Consider the following 18,328-nt stretch of genomic DNA (forward strand, 5'->3'; position numbering starts at 1 on the left):
ACAATGCCATAGTCGGCAATGCCAATAAAGCCGGAGAGCAAGCTCTCGTATTGACGACTTTATTGTGGCAGCTACTCCCCTTCGGAGTCGGTATGCGGTATCGGATTGCGGCGAAGCGCGATCCTGAGTTTGTACGGCGGAGCTGAAGGAAGGTTTCAGAAAAAAATCCGCTCCCTACAGCAAATGCATCTTCGCCTCCGCCTCCTGCCACGGTACCGTATATCCGCTCCCTTTGGCGCAGAAAATCGAAGAGGACGTGTACAGCGGGTCCGCGTCCTTCCTGTATCCTTTCCGCTCGATGACCTCCTGCGCATTATGGCACGCGTCATAGCCGCCGAAGACGCAGCGGATGCTGCCCCGGCCATGCGTGAAGGAGGCAAGCTCGGTCGCGTAATTCATGAAGGTCGCCACGGGCACCCGGCCGGAGACGATCGCGTGCGTATCCCATCGTCTGCGGCGGCTCGAACTGTCCGCTGGCGCGTTGGATATCGGACAGCACCCGGCCCATCTCGTCGATGCCCACTCTGATTTTGAAGTCGTAGAAGGGTTCGAGCAGCACGTTGTCCGCCTTCTCCAGGCCTTGTCTGAGCGCCCGGAAGGCCGCCTCCCGGAAGTCGCCGCCGTGCGTGTGCTCGTTGTGCGCGGCGCCCCGCAGCAGCGTGATCTTGAGGTCGGCGACCGGCATGCCCGTCAACAGGCCGTGATGATCGCGCTCGTACAGATGCGTCCTCACAAGATTCTGGTTGCCCGTGCTGAAGTCGTTGGGATGACAGACGCTCGCGAATGCAATCCCGCTGCCCCGCTCCCCCGGCTCGAGCAGCAGGTGCACTTCGGCGTAGTGGCGCAGCGGCTCGAAGTGTCCGTATCCTTTGACCGCCGCACGGATCGTTTCTTTATACAAAATTTCCGGAGGCCCGAAGGAGACGTCCATCCCGAACCGCTCCTTCGCCACCTGCTCCAGCACTTCAAGCTGGATCAGGCCCATGACGCGCAGATGAATCTCCTGCAGGCTCTCCTCCCAGACGACGTTCAGGGACGGATCCTCGGCGTTCAGCATTTGAAAAGCGCGCAGCACGTCCTTGACGTTCAGCAACTCGGCGAAAATCACCTTCGACTGCAGCGTCGGCACCATCTCGTAGGCCGGCTTGTCCGTGCAAATGCCGAGCCCCTGGCCGGTCTCGGCCGCGGACAGTCCGACGACCGCGATCAGATCGCCCGCCGCCGCCCGGTCGACCGCATGGGATCGGCTCCCGTTGAACGTCATCAGACGCGTGATCTTCTCTTCATACCGGATACCGCCGCTCTCGTAGGCCACTCCGTCGCGAATCCGTAGCGATCCGCTCAGCACCTTGACGAAGGTCAGCCGTACATCGTTCGCGTCGTGGCGAATCTTGTAGACCCGGCCGCCGAACGGCGCCTCCTCGTCATAATCGGCGGTCGTCAGCAGATGCAGCTGCGCCAAAAATTCGGCCACGCCGATGTCCTGCAGCGCCGACCCGCTCGCGCACGGGAAGATCCGGCCTTCGCGAATCAGCGACCGCAGCGCCTCCAGCCAATAAGCCGGATCGCCGCGCCCCTCCAGGAACGCTTCCAGCAGCGCTTCGTCCCGCTCCGCAAGGCGTTCCCGCAGCGGTTCGCCGACGACGCCGTCCGCCGTCATGCTGTCCCCGATCGGCACCGCGTCCGGCGCGAGATGCATGCGGATCTCCGCCAAGACGCCTTCTGCGTCAGCGCCGACCCGGTCCGTTTTATTGATAAAAAAGAACGTCGGCACCCCGTGCTTGCGCAGCAGCTGCCAGACGGTCTCCGTATGCCCCTGGACGCCTTCCGCCGCGCTGACGATGACGATGGCATAATCCATCGTGAGGATGGCCCGCTCCATCTCCGGCGAGAAATCGACGTGGCCCGGCGTATCGATCAAATAATAGGTGTCGCCTCGATAAGAAAGGACCGCCTGATCCGCAAAAACCGTGATCCCCCGCGCCCGTTCGATCTCGTGGCTGTCCAGGTAAGCGTCCTTGTGATCGACCCGGCCCCGCGCCCGAATGCTGTTCGTATGATAAAGCAGCTGTTCCGCGAAGGTCGTCTTGCCCGCGTCTACGTGGGCGAACAGACCAATCGTTTTCCGCATGATGAATTCCCTCTTCCGTCGCTCAATGCAGTAAACCTCTGTTCCCATTAAAACATAATCAGCGGCGCAGGTAAGATAGTTATTAAAAGGCAGTTAATCTCCCCTCATCGCGACCTAGCAATCCGATAGGTGTTAAAAGGCATTTAATTCCCGAAAAAGGCAGCCGAAATGCCGATTTCGCACCGTATAACTGCCTTTCGACAACTAATTCCTATCAGCAGCGCCATTTGCGAAAAAAACTGCTTTTTAGCAACTATCCATACGTGCAGGCCGCACATCCTCAATCGACAAACAAGGGAGACCGCCGATTCGGCGATCCCCCTTGTTTGTCGGCTTTTCCCAGCCGCTTTCACGAACCCGTCAGGCCGGTATTCCCGATCCGCCGCCCAGCCTCTTCTTCAGCCGGGTCGCGGCGTGATACGCCTTGAGATAGCAGCCCGACAGCAGGAACAGCCCCCGGCTGTTCAGCAGCGCAAAGCCGCGCAGCGGCAGCCATGTTCCCGGATCCCCCGCGATTCTCCGCATGCTGTCGTAGAAGCATGCGTGACGGCTGGCCTGCTTCAGATCGTCCCGCAGCCTGCCCAGCCCCGAGCGGTTCTCGAGATTGTGCAGACTGTTGTCCAACACGCGGTCGAACAGCAGCCCGGCCGTCATCTTATCCGTTTTCTCCCGGTCCTCGTAGGCTTCGTAATAAAGCCTGAACTTCTCGACGAGGGCCAGCTCCTTCTGCAAATAATCGGGCTTGAAGCTGTGCATGAGGGAGCCCTCGCGTTGATAGTAGTTGTACAAAGCCCCAGGAACGGCTGTTACGACGCGGGTATGCAGCAGGTAGAACAAATTGAACAGCACGTCCTCGCTGAACACTTCCCCGTGCGCGTCGAACCGGATGTCGTGCCCGCTGATGATGCTCCGCTTGTACAGCTTGTTCCAGAGGACCACCGAGAACTTCTTGTCCAGCCAATACCGGTCGATGCCGCACGCCGCGATGCTGACGGTCTCGTCGGTCAAGCCCAGCGCATTCGGGACGGCTCGCCGGTCGTGCACGAGGTTATAATCGCATGCGCAAATGTCCGCTCCGGTCGCAATCGCCCTTCGGTACAGCGTCTCGAACATCGCCGGCTCCGCCCAGTCGTCTGCGTCGACGAATCCGATATAAGTCCCGGAAGCCGCATCGAGCCCCGTGTTTCTCGCGCCGCCTTGTCCTTGGTTGGCCTGACGGATCACCCGAATCCGATTGTCCGCCTCGGCATAACGCGCCAGAATGTCGGCCGAACGGTCCGTCGAGCCGTCGTCGACCAGGATGATCTCGATGTCGCTTAACGTCTGTCCGACCAGGGAATCCAGGCATCTGGGCAGATATCCCGCGACGTTGTACACGGGTACGATAATGCTGACTGCTGGCTTCATGAGGCATCCTCCGTAAGATAGGAAATGTGGAACAGGCCGGATCGGAATTCGTGCATGTATGTAAGCGCGGAGGAGGAATCCGGGACTTCTCGCATGGATGAGGGTACTTTCGAAGGGGTAGACTCTAATTACTTAAACCCTGAAAGGGAAATTAAAACGACATGGAAGTCGAGGTTGATTCCGCCCCCGCGCATGATTTACAATACGGTTAACGAAAGCGGATTGGAGTTGAAGATGAATGTGATTTTTCTTGCCTACGCGAAGGAAGACGGCGATCGTTCGCCTGTATTCTTTGCCGTGCAAGAAAGTTACGTTCTTCTTCGCTCGATCGGCGGGCCCTGATCCAACCTTGGATCGGCGGATTTTTCCTGTACCCATCGGAGCTGCGAGAAGTAACTTTCTTGCGGCTCTTTCTATTTTCTCAAGGGAGGAATCCGCCATATGTCATTGATCCAAGTAAAAAACCTGACGTTCGCCTACGACGGCAGCTACGACAATATCTTCGAAGACGTGAGCTTCCAGATCGATACCGATTGGAAATTAGGCTTCACCGGACGCAACGGCCGGGGCAAGACCACGTTCCTGAACCTGCTGCTCGGCAAATACGAATACCGCGGGCAAATCTCGGCCTCCGTCGGCTTCGAATACTTTCCTTTTCCCGTCGCGAATCCCGAGGATCTGACCCTCTTCGTGATGGAAGGCATCGTGCCGGAAGCCGCGGAGTGGCAGATCAAGCGGGAGCTCTCGCTGCTCAAGATGTCAGAGGACGCGCTGTACCGCCCCTTCGAATCGTTGTCCAACGGCGAGCAGACCAAGGCGCTGCTGGCCGCCTTGTTTCTCAAGGAAAACAGCTTTCTGCTCATCGACGAGCCGACCAACCATCTCGACGTGCACGCTCGCAAGCTGGTCAGCGACTATTTGCGTACCAAGCGCGGCTTCATCCTCGTGTCCCATGACCGGGCGTTCCTGGATAACTGCATCGATCACGTGCTGTCCATTAACAAGGCCGATATCGACATTCAAAGGGGCAACTTCTCGGATTGGCAGGAAAACAAGCGGCGGGAGGACGACTTCGAGCTCGCGGAAAACGAGAAGCTGAAGAAGGACATCAAGCGTCTGTCCGAGGCCGCTAAGCGTACGAGCGACTGGTCGGACGCCGTAGAGAAAACGAAAAACGGCACGCGGGTCGGCGGCCTCCGCCCGGACAAAGGGTACATCGGCCACAAGGCCGCCAAGATGATGAAGCGCTCCAAAGCGGCCGAGCACCGGCAGCAGGCGGCGATCGACGAGCGGGCGGGGCTGCTTAAGAACGTCGAGAGCGCGGAGAGCCTGAAGATCCCGCAGCTGGCCTATCATCAGGAAAAGCTCGTCGAGCTGGCCGGCGTATCGATTTTTTACGGGGAAAAGACCGTGTGCGAAAATGTCGGGTTCTCCGTTGAACGTGGAGAGCGCATCGCGCTGTCGGGGCCGAACGGCTCCGGCAAGTCGAGCATCCTCAAGCTGATCTGCGGGGAGGACCTGACCTATACCGGCACGCTGCGGAAAGGAAGCCAGCTGAAAATCTCGTACGTGTCGCAGGACACCTCGCATCTGCGGGGCGACTTGTCCGACTATGCCGCGGCGCATGGGATCGACGAGAGCTTGTTCAAAGCCATTTTGCGCAAGCTCGACTTCGCCCGGGTGCAGTTCGAAAAGGACATCTCGTCTTACAGCGGCGGCCAGAAAAAGAAGGTGCTGATCGCCAGAAGCCTGTGCGAGGGGGCGCATCTGTACGTCTGGGACGAACCGCTCAACTTCATCGACGTCCTGTCCCGCATGCAGATCGAGGACCTGCTGCTCGAGCACGCGCCCACGATCCTGTTCGTAGAGCACGACAGCGAGTTCTGCAGGCGGATCGCGACGAAGGTCGTCGAATTATAAAATTAAGCAGCGGCGGCGGTCCGGACTCTTCGTGTAGAGTCCGAACCGCCGCCGCTTCGTCTTAGATCGGGCTGGCGCCGTCCGGCAGGCCGTGGAAGGAAGCGACCGCGCGCACGCGCGACGGCACGTCGCCGAGCAGGAAGCCTTCCGGCGCGACGGCGCCTTGAATCGGCGCCGGATAGCTGCCTGCGAAGCTGCCTGGCTGCTGCGACTTGGACGCCCAGCTCGCGAATTCGGCGAGCCCGAGATCCGGGTGATCGTCGAACCAACCTGCGCGGGCGAACGGCATCGTCAGCTCGGCGCGGTGAATCTCTCCCCAGTACCAGGCATCCGGATCGGTTTCCTCGACGGCCGCGATCAGCGCCGGCCAGTCGATGCAGCCCCGTCCGAGCGGGCAAAGCATTCGGCCGAACGCGCCCTCCCCCGCGCCGCCTCCGGTCCATACGAGCATGGCGTCGTCCATATGGACCTGTCCTATCCGTCCCGCCAGCCTCGCCGCGGCGGCCAGAGGGTCCTCCATCCGGACGATCAGGTTGACGGGATCGAGCGCGGCGCCGAAAACGTCCGGATCGAGCTCGTCGAGCAGCCGCCGAAGCTCCCACGAGGTGATCTCCTGGTGCGACTTGACGAGCACCCGGGCGCCCAGGGAGCGAAGATCCGGCTGGACTCGCTTCAGAAAGGCCGCGACGGCGCGCAGCTGTTCGCTCCATTCGACCGAGCGGTTGAAGCGGTCGTACTCCGTCCCGACGGACAGCATCGCATCCGTCTGGCCAAGCCGGAGCCCGGCCTCGGCGAGCTTGAGCACGCCCGTCGCCAGATCGCCGCCTCCCGCCTGGAGCGCCTGCTCGGACCGCGAAGGCTGGTACGGGTTGAGCGCGCCGATCGATACGCCGAGCGTCACTCCCGCGCTAAGGGCGCGGCGGCGGGCGGCCTCCAGCTCGCCGCCGTCCAGCGCGGGACTGACGGACGCCGGCGATCCCAAATGAACGCCGGCGTAGCCATGGCGGACCGCGGCCTCGACGGCTTCCTCCAAACCGAACGCCGGACCGCACAGATCCTTCGCGAAGATACCTCTGCGGTAAGCCGGCACCTTAGACATGCAGCGTCTGTCCTCTCGCGATGCCAAGCTCGCCGCAGAGACCGTCGATGTAGCTGCGCGATGCGCGGACCGTATCGGCGGCCTGCTCGTATTCGTACGGCTCCTCGTTCATTTGCTGCCAGGACTTTGCCTCGCCGCCGCGAATCCGCTCCGTGTACGCGCGCACGAGCTCGTAATAGGCCGCGTATTCCTCGCGCGTGAGATCCGGATGCTTGGCGATCCAGTCGGGATGATACAGCTCGATCAGATGCGGCGTCCCCGGCGTTCTGCCGCCCCGGGCCGGATTGCATTCGAACGACAGGTTCAGCGCCGGGCGATAGCGGTTCAGCTCCTTCAAGACCGCCTTGAAGTCGATGATCCCGCTCCCGCACCCGACCGACCGCTGGTAGGCGCCGCCGTCGGTCAGCTCCACGTAGGCGTCCTTGACGTGCGTCTGGCGGACGAACGGCGCCACGCGCTTGGCCGCCATGACGGGATGCTCGCCGCGCATCATGACGTTCGCGGTGTCGTGCACGATGCCCAGCACGTCGTCGCCGACCGCTTCGATCAGGCGGAGAATCTCGAACGTCGTGATCTCCTCGTGCGTCTCCAAGTTCAGATGCAGCCCCAGATGGAGCGCGATCGGCCGCAGCCGGAGCAGGAACCGCCGCGTCGCCTCCAGCTGATCCTCCCAAGGCGCATCCGTCCGGAAGCGGTCGGTGCCGAAGCGCCCCTTGTACGGCTTCGCGCCGCCGGTCGAGATCCATAGCTCCCGGATGCCGAATTCGGCGCTGGCCTCCATCATGCGCCGGAAGCCGAGCAGCGTATCGCCGTCGCCGATCGCGCGCAACTCCGGCGTCTCCGGATTGGCGTACGGATTTACTTTGCCGAGCCCCGCCTCGAGATAAAGTCCAAGCTCGTCCGCCCGCTGCCGGACCGCGCCGATGACCGAGCGGTCGAGTGTCGGACTGATATCCAGAATCGTGCGAAAAAACAGTCCTTCCATGCCCAAGCTAACGGCCTGTTCCACCTTGCCCAGCGCCTCGAGCGGCTCTGGCGCGGGCATGTATCTTGCGTCGATGCCGATGCGCATTGTCAAGTCCGCCTTTCTCTCCATAGAATTGAATTCGCGTGCCGCGAGAGCCCATCCGTCGCGGGCGGGAGCCGCGCGTCACGCCAGCCGTACGATGCCGCGGGGATACTGCGACATCCAGGTCGCGCCTGACCCGCCGACGACGGCGACGTCTCCCGCGCAGACGTGCCCGACGTCGGGCAGCGTGAAGTTCGGGTGAACCTCGTAGACCTGATGCTCCGCCACAAGCGGGCTCTCGGCATCCCTCGACTTGTCGCGGCCCGCGTTCAGGAACGGCGCCGCGCCTGGATCGCTGTAGCTGTTGCTCATCGCATGCGTCGACTGAAAGCGGAACGGATCGCTCAGCCGCGTATACGGGCAGTAGGCGTCGATCATCGTCTCGAGCGCGTCGACGATCTCGTGGATCGGCGTACCCGGCACCATCCGGGCCAGCGCGGCGTCCTGCATCGCGATGAGCCGCTCGGATACCTCCTTCATACGGTCCGAAGGCTCGGCGAACATGCCGATTCGCAGCACCTGCGAGTAGTACCCGTCCAGGCAGACGGTCGCGCCGATCTGCACCCGGGCATTCGGCCCGACGGCCTCCGTCAACTCGAACAGATCGAAGTACGTCTCCGCCGGACGCTCGCCCACGGCGAGCCAGCAGCCCGCCTGGTCCGCGCCGAGCCGACGGCCCAGATATTCAACCTCTGCCATGATGTCCGGCCCGGTCACGCCCGGGATCGCGGCGATGCTCATCGCGTGCGCCACGAGCTTGTCCGCGATCGCGGTCGCCTGCCGATGCTTCTCGGCCTCGTAGGCCGTCCGCTTCAGCCGCTGCCCGGTCACGATGCCGTAGCCGTCCGTGACCTCGTACGGCTCCAGAATCGCGCGGAATTCGGCGTGCAGCGCCGTCGTCATGTCGAACTCGCCGGCCTGCGCGACCAAGCCTCCCCGAGGAGCCGCGGATGCGACCTCTTCCTTTAATGCCCCCGTCAGATCGGTCGTCTTGACGATTTTCATCTCGTCGCCGAGCCGGGTCTTGAACGCGCGGGCCCGGTTCTTGTCCGCGGAGACGACGACAGGCCGCCCCTTCGCGGGCACGACCAGGAACGCCTCCGTATTCGCCGGCATATAGCCGGTCAGATACCGGAGCATGCCCGCGCTCTCCCGGGGACCGCTTCCGTATGCCACGAGCGCCTCGATCCCTTGCTTCGCCAGGGCGGATTGCAAGACCGCCGTCCGCCTGGCCGTTTCCGTCGTATTCACGGTTTTTCCTCCTTTCGCTTATCGCAGCGAATCGTTGTATAGCTTCTCGAGCTTGTCTACGCCCACCGAGCGGATTTCCTTTACGTAGTCGTCCCAGCCGTCTTCTATGGACACCTTGCCGTAGACGAACTGCTCCTGCATCTTGGCGAAGTAATCGTTCACGCCGGCGTAGAGTAAATTTTCCTCCTCGCGCTGATCCGCCCCGAGCTTCGGAACCTTGGGCACGTCCACCAGCCAGCCCTGCGTATTCGCTTCCTCCGTGTACTGCTCGAACTCCTTGTCCTTGAGCACGGCCGCGAACCATTTGTACGGCCAGAGCATGACGAAGGAGGCGTTGGCCGCTCCGATCTCCCACAGCGAGCGGTTTAAGTTGTCGGCGCTTAGCATCTTCTCGGTGAACTGCTTCTGCCCGTCCTTCACCTCGTACGTATCGCCCTCGATCCCCCACGTCAGCAGATCGATACCCTCGTCGGAATAGAGGTAATCGACGAATTGGAGCAGCCGGTCGAAGTACGGCTTTTTCGCCGCGCTGGCCGGGATCAGCATGCCCGACGTGATCCGTTCGCCCACCATGGACTTCTTGCCGTTCGGGCCCGCGATCGGCGGCAGGATGGAGACTTCGAACCCGGAGCCGGAATTCTCCTTGCCCAACAAATTCACGTTGCTCTTATGCTCGCCGTTATAAAAGTAGTAAACAAAGCTCTTGCCTGTGGATACCTTCTGCAGGACTTGGTCTTCCGTCGAGGTGAACATCTCGGGATCCGCCAGTCCCTCCTTAATCAGCTTGTTTAGGAAAGTCACGTACGCCTTGTATTTGTCGCTCGTATACACGTACTCGAACTTGTCCGTCTCCTTGTTGTAGAGGAAGCCGTTGTAGTTGCCGTCGACGCCCCACGCCGGGCCGAACATCGTGCGGAGATCCTCCGCGCTCGTCCCCGTGAAGGGATAGCTGTCCGGGTACAACGCCTTGAGCTTCTTAAGCAGGTCGTAGAGTTCGTCTACGGTCGTCGGCGCCTGGAGGCCGTTCGCCTTCAGCACGTCGGTGCGGATGAGAGGCGAGCGGTTGTAGTTCGCGTAGTCCTTCATGAAAGGCAGCACGTAGAGCTTGCCGTCCGGGTCCCGCCAGTTGTCCAGCTCGGTCTCGATCTTGTACTCGTCGATGCGGCGCTTCAGGTTCGGCAGCTTGTCCATGTAATCGCCGATGGGCAGGAGCGTACCCGACGAGCCCAGCTCCAATACGGTCTTCTGGTTGATATTGGTCACCATGTCGGGGATCTTGTCCGAGCTCAGCACGATCTTCGCCTTGCTCTGATAGTCCGACTTCGGCACCGCCTGAATATCGAGCTTCACGTTGAGCCGCGATTCCAACTCCTTCAGCACGGGCCAATCCTTGTTGAACGGAACTCCGGTCTCGTAGAACAGCATCGACAGCGTTACCGTCTCGCCGCCGGACGAAGCCGCGCCGCCGGACGATCCGCCGGCCGTTCCGGCAGCCCCCTCGTTCTCGTTGTTGCCCCCGCACGCGCCGAGCGCCAGGCTAAGCGCCAGCGCCCCCGCCGCGAGCTTGATCCATCGCGCCGCCGCGCCTGCCTTTTTGTTTTTCTCCATCCTCGATCCTCTCCTCTGTCCTTATCTTTGTCCTTATCCCTTGACCGCACCCAGGATCGCGCCCTTGGCGAAGTGCTTCTGAATGAACGGAATGAAGCAGAAAATCGGCAGCGTCGTCACCATAATGGAGGCCGCCCTCAGCGAGGCCGTCGATACGTACTTCTTGGCCTCGCCGCCCAGCGTGCTGCCGTCCACCATCTGGGCGCCGTCGATGATGTTGCGGACGATCAGCATGATCGGGTACTTGTCGGTGCTGTTCAAATAGATCAGGGAGCTGAACCAGTTGTTCCAGTAGAATACGACCATAAACAGGGTCATCGTCGCGACGATCGCCTTGGACAGCGGCAGCACGATCCGGAACAGGATCTGGATCGGATTCAGCCCGTCGATCAGCGCCGCCTCTTCGATCTGTTCGGGAAAGGCGGAGAAGAAATTGATCATGATCATCAAATAATACGGCGTGATGGCGAACGGCAGGATGACGCCCCACAGCGTGTCGAGCAGCCCCAGCCCCTTCACCAGCATGTAGGTCGGGATCATGCCGCCGGTGAAGAACATCGTCAGCATGACGAACCAAATGAGGACGCCGCGGCCTTCGATCCGCTTGGAGAGCGGGTAAGCGCAGATCGTCATCATGAGCAGGCTCACGAGCGTACCTACCGAGGTCTGCAGCAGTGAATTCAAGAAGCCGCTCAATATTTTGGGATGCGTGAAGATGACCTTGTACGACTCCAGGTTCCAGCCTACGGGCAGGAAGCGGACCCTGCCCCCCATATTCGATGCCGAATCGCTGAACGATACGGCCAGCAAATGAAGGAAGGGGAACAGGACGCACCCGACGACGAGCGCGATGAACGCGCCGCTGGCGACCGCGAAGGCGCTGCGCTCCAGCGATTTCCGACTATGCATGCCTATGCGCCTCCTCTCGGATCAATAGAGCGAATACCGGGTGAACTTCCGCGACAAGTAGTTGGCTCCCGCGACTACGATCAGCCCGAGCACGCCTCCGAAAAAACCGACAGCCGTCGCGTAACTGTAATTGCTGCCGACGATTCCGATCCGGTAGACGAACGTCTCGACGACGTCGGCGGTCTGCGAATTGCTAGGCGTATACATCAGGAGCACCTTCTCGAACGCCACGCTCATCAGATGGCCGAGCGACAAAATGTACACCACCACGACCGTCGGCATGATCTGGGGGATCGTAATGCTGAACATCTGCCTCAGCCGTCCCGCTCCGTCCATCGCGGCCGCTTCGTAGAGCTGCTTGTCGATCGAGGCGATCGCGGCGAAGAAGATGATGGAGTTCCAGCCCGTGAACTGCCAGATTTCCGATGAAATATAGAGCGTGCGGAACCATTCGGGCTCGTTCATGAAAAAGGTCGCCGGCATGCCCAGCCGTTGAAACGCCTGGCTAACCATGCCGTAAGTCGGTGACAGCAGCTCCTTCATCAACCCGACGACGACGACGGCGGAGATAAAATTCGGGAAGTAGGAAATGGCCTGGACCGCGCTCCTCAGCTTGGACGCCTTAATCTCGTTGACGAGCAGCGCGAACGCGATCGCGCACGGAACCGTGAAGATCAAGTGGTACACGTTCAGCGTCCAGGTGTTGTTGAAGGCTCTCCAGAAGCTCGCATCCCCGAGAAACAGCTTGAAGTACCGTAAACCGACCCATTCCTCTCCGTATATCGACCCGCCCGGTACGTACTTTCGAAACGCTAGCACGTTGCCGACGATGGGACCGTAGCAGAATACGGCGAAGTACAGCATGGGAACCGTCAGCAGCAAATAATAATGCCTTCTCTTTTTCAGAATGCCGGCGAGCTTGCGCATCCTCCCCTTCCGTTCAATTGTGGCGACAGCGTTCGTGCCGATGGCCAGCGTCCGTTCCATTCGAATCGCCTCCCTCTTGTGGATGACCACACCCCTATTGAACGATAAGTCTGCACCTTCGCGATACGGACAAAAACGAAATCATGTAATAATAGTTTACAAAATAGAAGTCGAATCGACGTAACAATATTGATTCTCGTCATAATAATCGCCTTTTGTGTCATATTCCATATCATTACATTGACGCGAAACACAGCGGCAACCTACTATATCCTTACCTGGCTATTCTTGAGGTGGGGGTGACTAGAGATGAAGCAGAGGATCGCCTCTTTTTTCGGCGGCGGCTTTCGCAGCTGGATTTACCGTTACTTCTTCCTGTTCCTCTCTCTGGCCCTGTCCATGCAGCTGCTGAACCTGATCGCCTACCGCGTTAACCTGTGGTATTTCGAATCCGAGCTCAAGAGCAACTATACGCGGTCGCTGTCGGCGATCGCCGACAATCTGAACGGCGTGTTCACCGGCATTTACAATTCGAACTACCTGCTGTCTCTCGACAAAGAGGCGATGCAGCTGTTCTCCTCCAATTTCAGCGTCGACAAGCCCGAGAAATACGCCGTCGTCTCCCAGACCGTCCGCTCCCTGAACCGGATTCGCCTCATGAGCGATTACCTGGACAGCGTGTACATTTACAAAAAGGAAAACGCCCTTGTCGTCAGCGATAAGGGCACGCATGCCGCCGCCGACTTCTTCGGGCGCTCCGACGCGCTAGAGCGCTACCCCGAATCGTTCTGGCAGGCGTACGGCTCGCAGAATCGCCCCTTCCAGATCCTGCCCCCGTCCAAGTCGGCGTCCCGTGGCGGCGCCTACATCCTCCCCATCGCGCAGACCGCCATCGCCGAGTACAAATCGAACGATCTGTACGTCATCAATCTGAAGGTCGATCCGATCATCGACTTGCTGAACGGATCCAAGCTGACGCCGAATAGCCAGATTTATATTCTCGACGACAATCAGGAGCTGATCGCGTCCACCGAGATGAACGCGCCCGACGCCGCCACGGACCGGTTCGTCCGGCGGGCCCTTGCCGGCGGGCGCCCCGTGCTGCGCGCTGCGATCGGCCGCGAGGACGTGCTGGCCATTCAATCGAACACCCGCTTCGTCTTTAAAAACCTGAATATGATCGCCATCGTGCCGATGTCCGACATCCACGCCAGCATGCAGGGCGTCAAGTATTGGGGGACGCTGCTGACGCTGGCGGCGCTGCTGTTGTCCATACTTCTGTCCGTGCTGCTCAGCCGCAAGCTCTACGCGCCGCTCCAATCGCTGCTCGTGAAGCTGCCGACGGCGCCGAACCGCCCTCGCGCCAACGAATACAAGCTGCTGGACCGGGAGATCCACCGTATGCTGGACGACGTGAACCGCCTGAACGACCATCTCACCTCGATCTCTCCGCTGGCGCTCGAGCAGTGGCTCGTCAGCATCCTCCGTCTCAAGCGGGTTCCGGACGAAACGGAAGCCGGCGCCTTCCTGGCACGGTGCGGCTTCTCGTTCAGGCATAGCCATTTTGTCGTCGCGCTGGTCCGAATCAAGTACGCGAAGCCCTTCCACGTGGACTACAGTCCCGCCGAGCAGAACGCGCTGCACGCCAAGATCGCGCGGATCCTCAAGGACAGCGCGCCGACGGCCTATCAGAGCTTCGTCGTCGAGATCGAAGCGAACGCGTTCTGCCTGCTCGTGAACGTGCCGGAGCGCGCGGACCGCCGCGAGACGATGAACGGCTTCTTCGCCGCCGTCGCGGAGGCGCTCCGTCGCGATGAGAATCTCCACGACCCCTTCGCGGGAGTCGGCGGCGTGCACGAAGGGCTGGAGGGACTGCAGGAATCCTATTTGGACGCCATGAAGGCCATGTGGCGCCTCTCGCCGCTCGACGACAAGCGTATTCATTATTACGAGAAAAAGGACGAGGACGCCGTCACGATCCTGCTCGATGCCGCGGACGATCGCAAGATCTTCAACCTGCTCGCCGCAGGCAAGCGGAAAGAGCTGTTCGAGCTATTAGACGCCGTGGTGCGGAACCACCTGCTGATCGGACTGAATGACTTCACGACGAAGGAGCTCTGCATGCGCCTGTTCGCGATCGGCACGCAGGTGCTGAAGCACAAGGAGAAGACGCTCCCCGAAGCCGTCTACCGGACTTACGTTCGCATGCTCCTGACCGATAGCGCCTTGCCGATCGACGGCTTGACTGAATTCGCGCAGGGATACTTCGCCAAGATCATGGACACGCTCGCATCCCCGGCCGACGCCCTCGAGTCGCTCGCCTTCAAAGCGTACGTCGACGCCAACTTTCACGAAGACCTTCATCTGGAATCCCTGGCCGCCAAGTTCCGCACGACGCCCAATTATATGTCCCGCCTGCTGAAGAAGGAGCTGGGCAAGCCGTTTCACCAATATCTGCAGGAGAAACGGATCGAGCGGGCAAAGGCGCTGCTCGCCGGCTCCGCGATTCCGATCCAGGATATCTGGGCATCGGTCGGCTTCAACAACCGCAATTCGTTCATTCGGTCCTTCCGCAAGCTCGAGGGCCTCTCGCCGTCGGATTACCGGAGCCAGTTTTCCGGGGATGCGAAAAGAGAGGGATGAGGCCGGCCGCCGGAGGAATCTCCGCCCGAGGCGTAGAATTAACTAGGTTAATGACAGCTATGGCGAACAAAAAGCGGAGGCGCTCCGGTTGATCGTACGTACGAAGATTATCATCCCCCCCGCGCGGGGCACGCTCGTCCCCCGGCCGAGAATAACGCTCAAGCTGAGCGAAGGACTAAAGACCAAGCTGACGTTCGTGTCCGCCCAGGCCGGATACGGCAAGACGACGGCGATCGGCGAGTGGGCGCGGGCCTGCGCCCATCCTGTCGCCTGGGTCTCGCTGGACCGGACGGACAACGACTGGATTCAATTCTGGAGCTGCGTGACGGCGGCCGTCGAGGCCGTCTTCCCCGAGTTCGGACAATCGGTCCTGCCGCTGGTGAAGGAAGGGCCGTCGTCGGTCTCGGCGCCGGCTTTCGCCTTGTCGTCGGAGCCCGCGATCAAGGCGCTGCTGAACGAATTGTGCGGGATCGCGGCGGAGCTCGCGCTCGTGCTCGACGATTTTCACTTTATCGAGCATCCGGCCATCAACCGGTCCTTTGCCTACTTTATCGAGCATCTGCCCGCTTCCATCCATCTCTATATCGCCAGCCGGGCCGAGTTGGCGGTACCGACCGCCAGACTGCTCGCGAGAGGAGAGCTGCTCCGCCTGTCCGCGGACGATCTTCGCTTCGAGCTGGACGAGGGTCTCGTTTTCTTCGAAAAAACGCCGCTGACCAAGGGGCAGGCGGCCGAGCTTCTGCGGCAGACCGAGGGCTGGGTCAGCGGGCTGCAGCTCGCGGCCATCTCGCTCGGGCGCAGCCCCGATCCGACCTCCTTCATCCTTCAATTCAGCGGCAGGCACCGGCAGATCGCGGATTACTTGCTCGAGGAAGTGTACCGCGAGCTGCCGGAGCCGCTTCGCGATTTTTTAAAGCAGACCTCCGTGCTGGCCCGGCTGCACCCGCCGCTGTGCGAGGCCGTGACGGGCCGGACCGACAGTCGCGAACTGCTCGCGCGGCTGGAGCAGCTCAACCTGTTCCTGATCCCGCTGGACGAAGAACGGCATTGGTACCGGTACCATCACCTGCTCTCCGACTTCCTGCGCGGTCAGTTCGCCGGCAGCGATCCCGAAGGATGGGCAGGCGCGCATGCGAGAGCGGCACGCTGGCTGGAAGAGCAGGGTGCGATCGAAGAAGCCGGCGAGCACTATATGGAGGGGCGGCAGTATGCAGATGCCGTGCGGCTGATCGAGCGGCATCTCCCCGGGTTGATCCAGAGCAGGGGCGCGACGCTGAGCCGCTGGGTGCTGCGGCTGCCCGAAGGCTCTCTCGCGGGGAGGCCGATGGCGGAGATGTTCTATCTGCTCCTGCTGACCGGCAGCGGACAGAAGGAGAACGCCGCGCGCAAGATCGGAGAGGCGCGGACACGATACGAGGCGCTGCAGGGCGCGATGGACGAATCCGCATGGCGGTCGGTGATGGGCAACCTTTACTTTTTGAGCGGGATCTCCTGTTATCTGCTGAAGGACCTGGCGGGCGTATCCAGGTACTTCGAGCTCGCCGAACGTCTCTTTCCCGAAGCCAGGGTACTGCGGTCGGTCTCGTTCAACAACAATCACGCGCTCGACGAATTCGACGATCATCTGGGCTATCTCAACGATTACCATGCCGCGAGCGAGTTCATGGACAAATGGCTAGGCGTCTGGGGCGAGAATCTGGCCCACCCGTTCGTCCTGTCGCTGAACGCTTCGCACAGCAGGCTGCTGTATGAATGGAACCGGCTCGAGGAAGCGGAAGCGTGCGTGCGCCGCTTGCTGGGTCGCAGCGATACGCCCCCCGTCGCCCGGACCCTCCTGCACCTGTACGGGAGCGCATCGCGAATCATGCAAGCTCGGAGGTATCCGGCGGAGGCGGCGGACCTGCTGCTCCAGCTGCGGGCGCGCGTCGACTCGCCGGACTACGATTTGTATATGCGCAGGATCGAGGCGGAGGAAGCCTGCCTGTTCGTGCGGCAAGGCGATCTGCGCCGAGCGGCGGAGTGGCTGGCGCGCTGCGGGATGTCGCCCGCGGACGAGGTGTCCGCGGGCAGCGTGGCCGAGCAGCTGGCGCTCGCCCGGGTGCTCGCCGCCTGCGGGCGCGGGGCGGAGGCGCTGGATCTGGCGGAGCGGCTGTACGCCCTGCTGTGCAGGGAGGACCGCCTGCGGGACCGGATCCAGGCACTGCTCGCGCAGTGCGCGGCGCTTCGCGGAATCGGGCGGACGGACGAAGCGTTGGTCAAGCTGGACACGGCCCTGCGCCTCGCGGAGCCGCAAGGCTTCGTCCGCAGCTTCGTCGACGAAGGCGAAGCCATGGCGGAGCTGCTGGACGCGTATGTCGAGACGGAGGCGCGCGGGGCAGGAGGCACCTTCGCGTATGCGCGAAGGCTGCTGCAGGCGTTCTCGGCCGATGGTGCAGGCAGGACGGTGGCGCGTGGGTCGGCGATAGGCCGCGCAGCCGAGAGCAACAGGACGGCGGGGCGCGACAATAAGTCGGAGGGCGGCGAGGCGGCGCAACGCGGGACAGCGAAGGAGCGCATGGCCGCGAAGGTCGGCGCAGCCTCGGAGCGCGGGTCGACGGAGGGCGGCGAGGTTGCGGAACGTTCCGCGCCTGCTGCCGGACGGCTGCTTGTGAGCTGTTTCGGCAGATTCAAAGTATGCGGCCCCGACAGCCGGGAAGTCCGGTGGCGAACATCCAAAGCGGAGGAGCTTCTGGCCTACCTGGTGCATCATAGGGGAGAGGCGGTGGACCGGTATCGCATCATGGACGCGTTGTGGGACGACGACTCCGCCAAGACGTCCGCCAATTTGCACACGACGGTGCACCTGCTCCGCAAGACGCTCGGAAGCATCGGCATCGAAGGCGTCATTCAGCACAACCGCGGATTTTATCGCGTCGACGTCGACGTTCTGGACTGCGATTATATGTCGTTCGAGGCTTGGGCATCCGCCGGTATGCCCCCGACCGACGACAATATCGACCGCTGCGAGGCTATAGCCAAACTCTATACAGGCCCTTATCTGTCGGACAACGGTTATCCTTGGTCCGATCCGGTCGGCAAAAGTCTTGAAAACGAATATTTGGCCCTGTTGTTCCAAATCAATGATTATTATATGGGCGATGGAAATTATCCGGCCGCCATTGCCGTGATGAAGAGGGCGCTCAAGCATGCCGCCTGGCGGGAAGACATACACGTACGGCTCATCCAAGCTTATCTCGCGTGCAAGGACCGGATCGCCGCGCTCAAGCAATACGACGCGCTCAAGCGAATGCTGCGCACCGAATATCGGCTGGAGCCGGGGGATGAGGCCAAGCGACTGTTGAACCTGCGTTAGGGCGACGACAAA

The 18,328-nt window shown here is 61.3% G+C and carries 10 protein-coding genes and 1 pseudogene; 3 read left to right on the plus strand and 8 right to left on the minus strand.

Annotated elements, in window-relative coordinates:
* Window positions 1–174: 174 nt before the first annotated feature.
* Together BM235_RS22965 and BM235_RS22970 are read right to left on the minus strand one after the other, a co-directional pair.
* Window positions 175–2,134, minus strand: a pseudogene (locus tag BM235_RS22965) (GTP-binding protein).
* A gap of 357 nt (window positions 2,135–2,491) precedes the next feature.
* Window positions 2,492–3,538 (minus strand): glycosyltransferase family 2 protein, encoded by a 1,047-nt coding sequence (locus BM235_RS22970; RefSeq protein WP_090116577.1) that lies wholly within the window; start codon window positions 3,536–3,538, stop codon window positions 2,492–2,494.
* Between the two features lie 441 nt (window positions 3,539–3,979).
* Here BM235_RS22970 and BM235_RS22980 point away from each other — a divergent pair, with 441 nt between their 5' ends.
* Window positions 3,980–5,458, plus strand: a complete 1,479-nt coding sequence (locus BM235_RS22980) for an Lsa family ABC-F type ribosomal protection protein (RefSeq protein ID WP_090116579.1) — start codon at window positions 3,980–3,982, stop codon at window positions 5,456–5,458.
* Window positions 5,459–5,519: 61 nt separating this feature from the next.
* Here BM235_RS22980 and BM235_RS22985 read toward each other — a convergent pair whose 3' ends face one another.
* The 6 genes from BM235_RS22985 to BM235_RS23010 all read right to left on the minus strand — a co-directional run bounded on the left by BM235_RS22985 (window position 5,520) and on the right by BM235_RS23010 (window position 12,381).
* Entirely contained in the window at window positions 5,520–6,557 is a 1,038-nt protein-coding gene (locus BM235_RS22985; protein WP_090116580.1) for a sugar phosphate isomerase/epimerase family protein, read from the minus strand.
* Window positions 6,550–7,629, minus strand: coding sequence for a sugar phosphate isomerase/epimerase family protein (locus tag BM235_RS22990; RefSeq protein WP_090116581.1), 1,080 nt, complete (start codon window positions 7,627–7,629; stop codon window positions 6,550–6,552). The genes BM235_RS22985 and BM235_RS22990 overlap by 8 nt, the downstream gene beginning before the upstream one ends.
* 78 nt (window positions 7,630–7,707) lie before the next feature.
* Window positions 7,708–8,877 carry a M24 family metallopeptidase gene (locus BM235_RS22995; RefSeq protein ID WP_090116582.1) on the minus strand — a complete coding sequence of 390 codons (1,170 nt, stop codon included), beginning with the start codon at window positions 8,875–8,877 and terminating at the stop codon, window positions 7,708–7,710.
* A gap of 18 nt (window positions 8,878–8,895) precedes the next feature.
* Window positions 8,896–10,485: an extracellular solute-binding protein gene (locus tag BM235_RS23000; protein WP_090116583.1), complete on the minus strand. Its 1,590-nt coding sequence runs from the start codon at window positions 10,483–10,485 to the stop codon at window positions 8,896–8,898.
* Between the two features lie 33 nt (window positions 10,486–10,518).
* On the minus strand, window positions 10,519–11,394 hold the full coding sequence (locus tag BM235_RS23005) for a carbohydrate ABC transporter permease (RefSeq protein ID WP_090116584.1): 876 nt from the start codon (window positions 11,392–11,394) through the stop codon (window positions 10,519–10,521).
* Window positions 11,395–11,415: 21 nt separating this feature from the next.
* Window positions 11,416–12,381 carry an ABC transporter permease gene (locus tag BM235_RS23010; RefSeq protein WP_090116585.1) on the minus strand — a complete coding sequence of 322 codons (966 nt, stop codon included), beginning with the start codon at window positions 12,379–12,381 and terminating at the stop codon, window positions 11,416–11,418.
* Window positions 12,382–12,630: 249 nt separating this feature from the next.
* Here BM235_RS23010 and BM235_RS23015 point away from each other — a divergent pair, with 249 nt between their 5' ends.
* Window positions 12,631–14,964, plus strand: coding sequence for a helix-turn-helix domain-containing protein (locus BM235_RS23015; protein WP_090116586.1), 2,334 nt, complete (start codon window positions 12,631–12,633; stop codon window positions 14,962–14,964).
* Window positions 14,965–15,052: 88 nt separating this feature from the next.
* Window positions 15,053–18,316 (plus strand): winged helix-turn-helix domain-containing protein, encoded by a 3,264-nt coding sequence (locus BM235_RS23020; RefSeq protein ID WP_090116587.1) that lies wholly within the window; start codon window positions 15,053–15,055, stop codon window positions 18,314–18,316.
* Window positions 18,317–18,328 lie beyond the last annotated feature (12 nt).

Source organism: Cohnella sp. OV330 (genome assembly GCF_900112065.1).
Taxonomy (GTDB): Bacteria; Bacillota; Bacilli; order Paenibacillales; family Paenibacillaceae; genus Cohnella.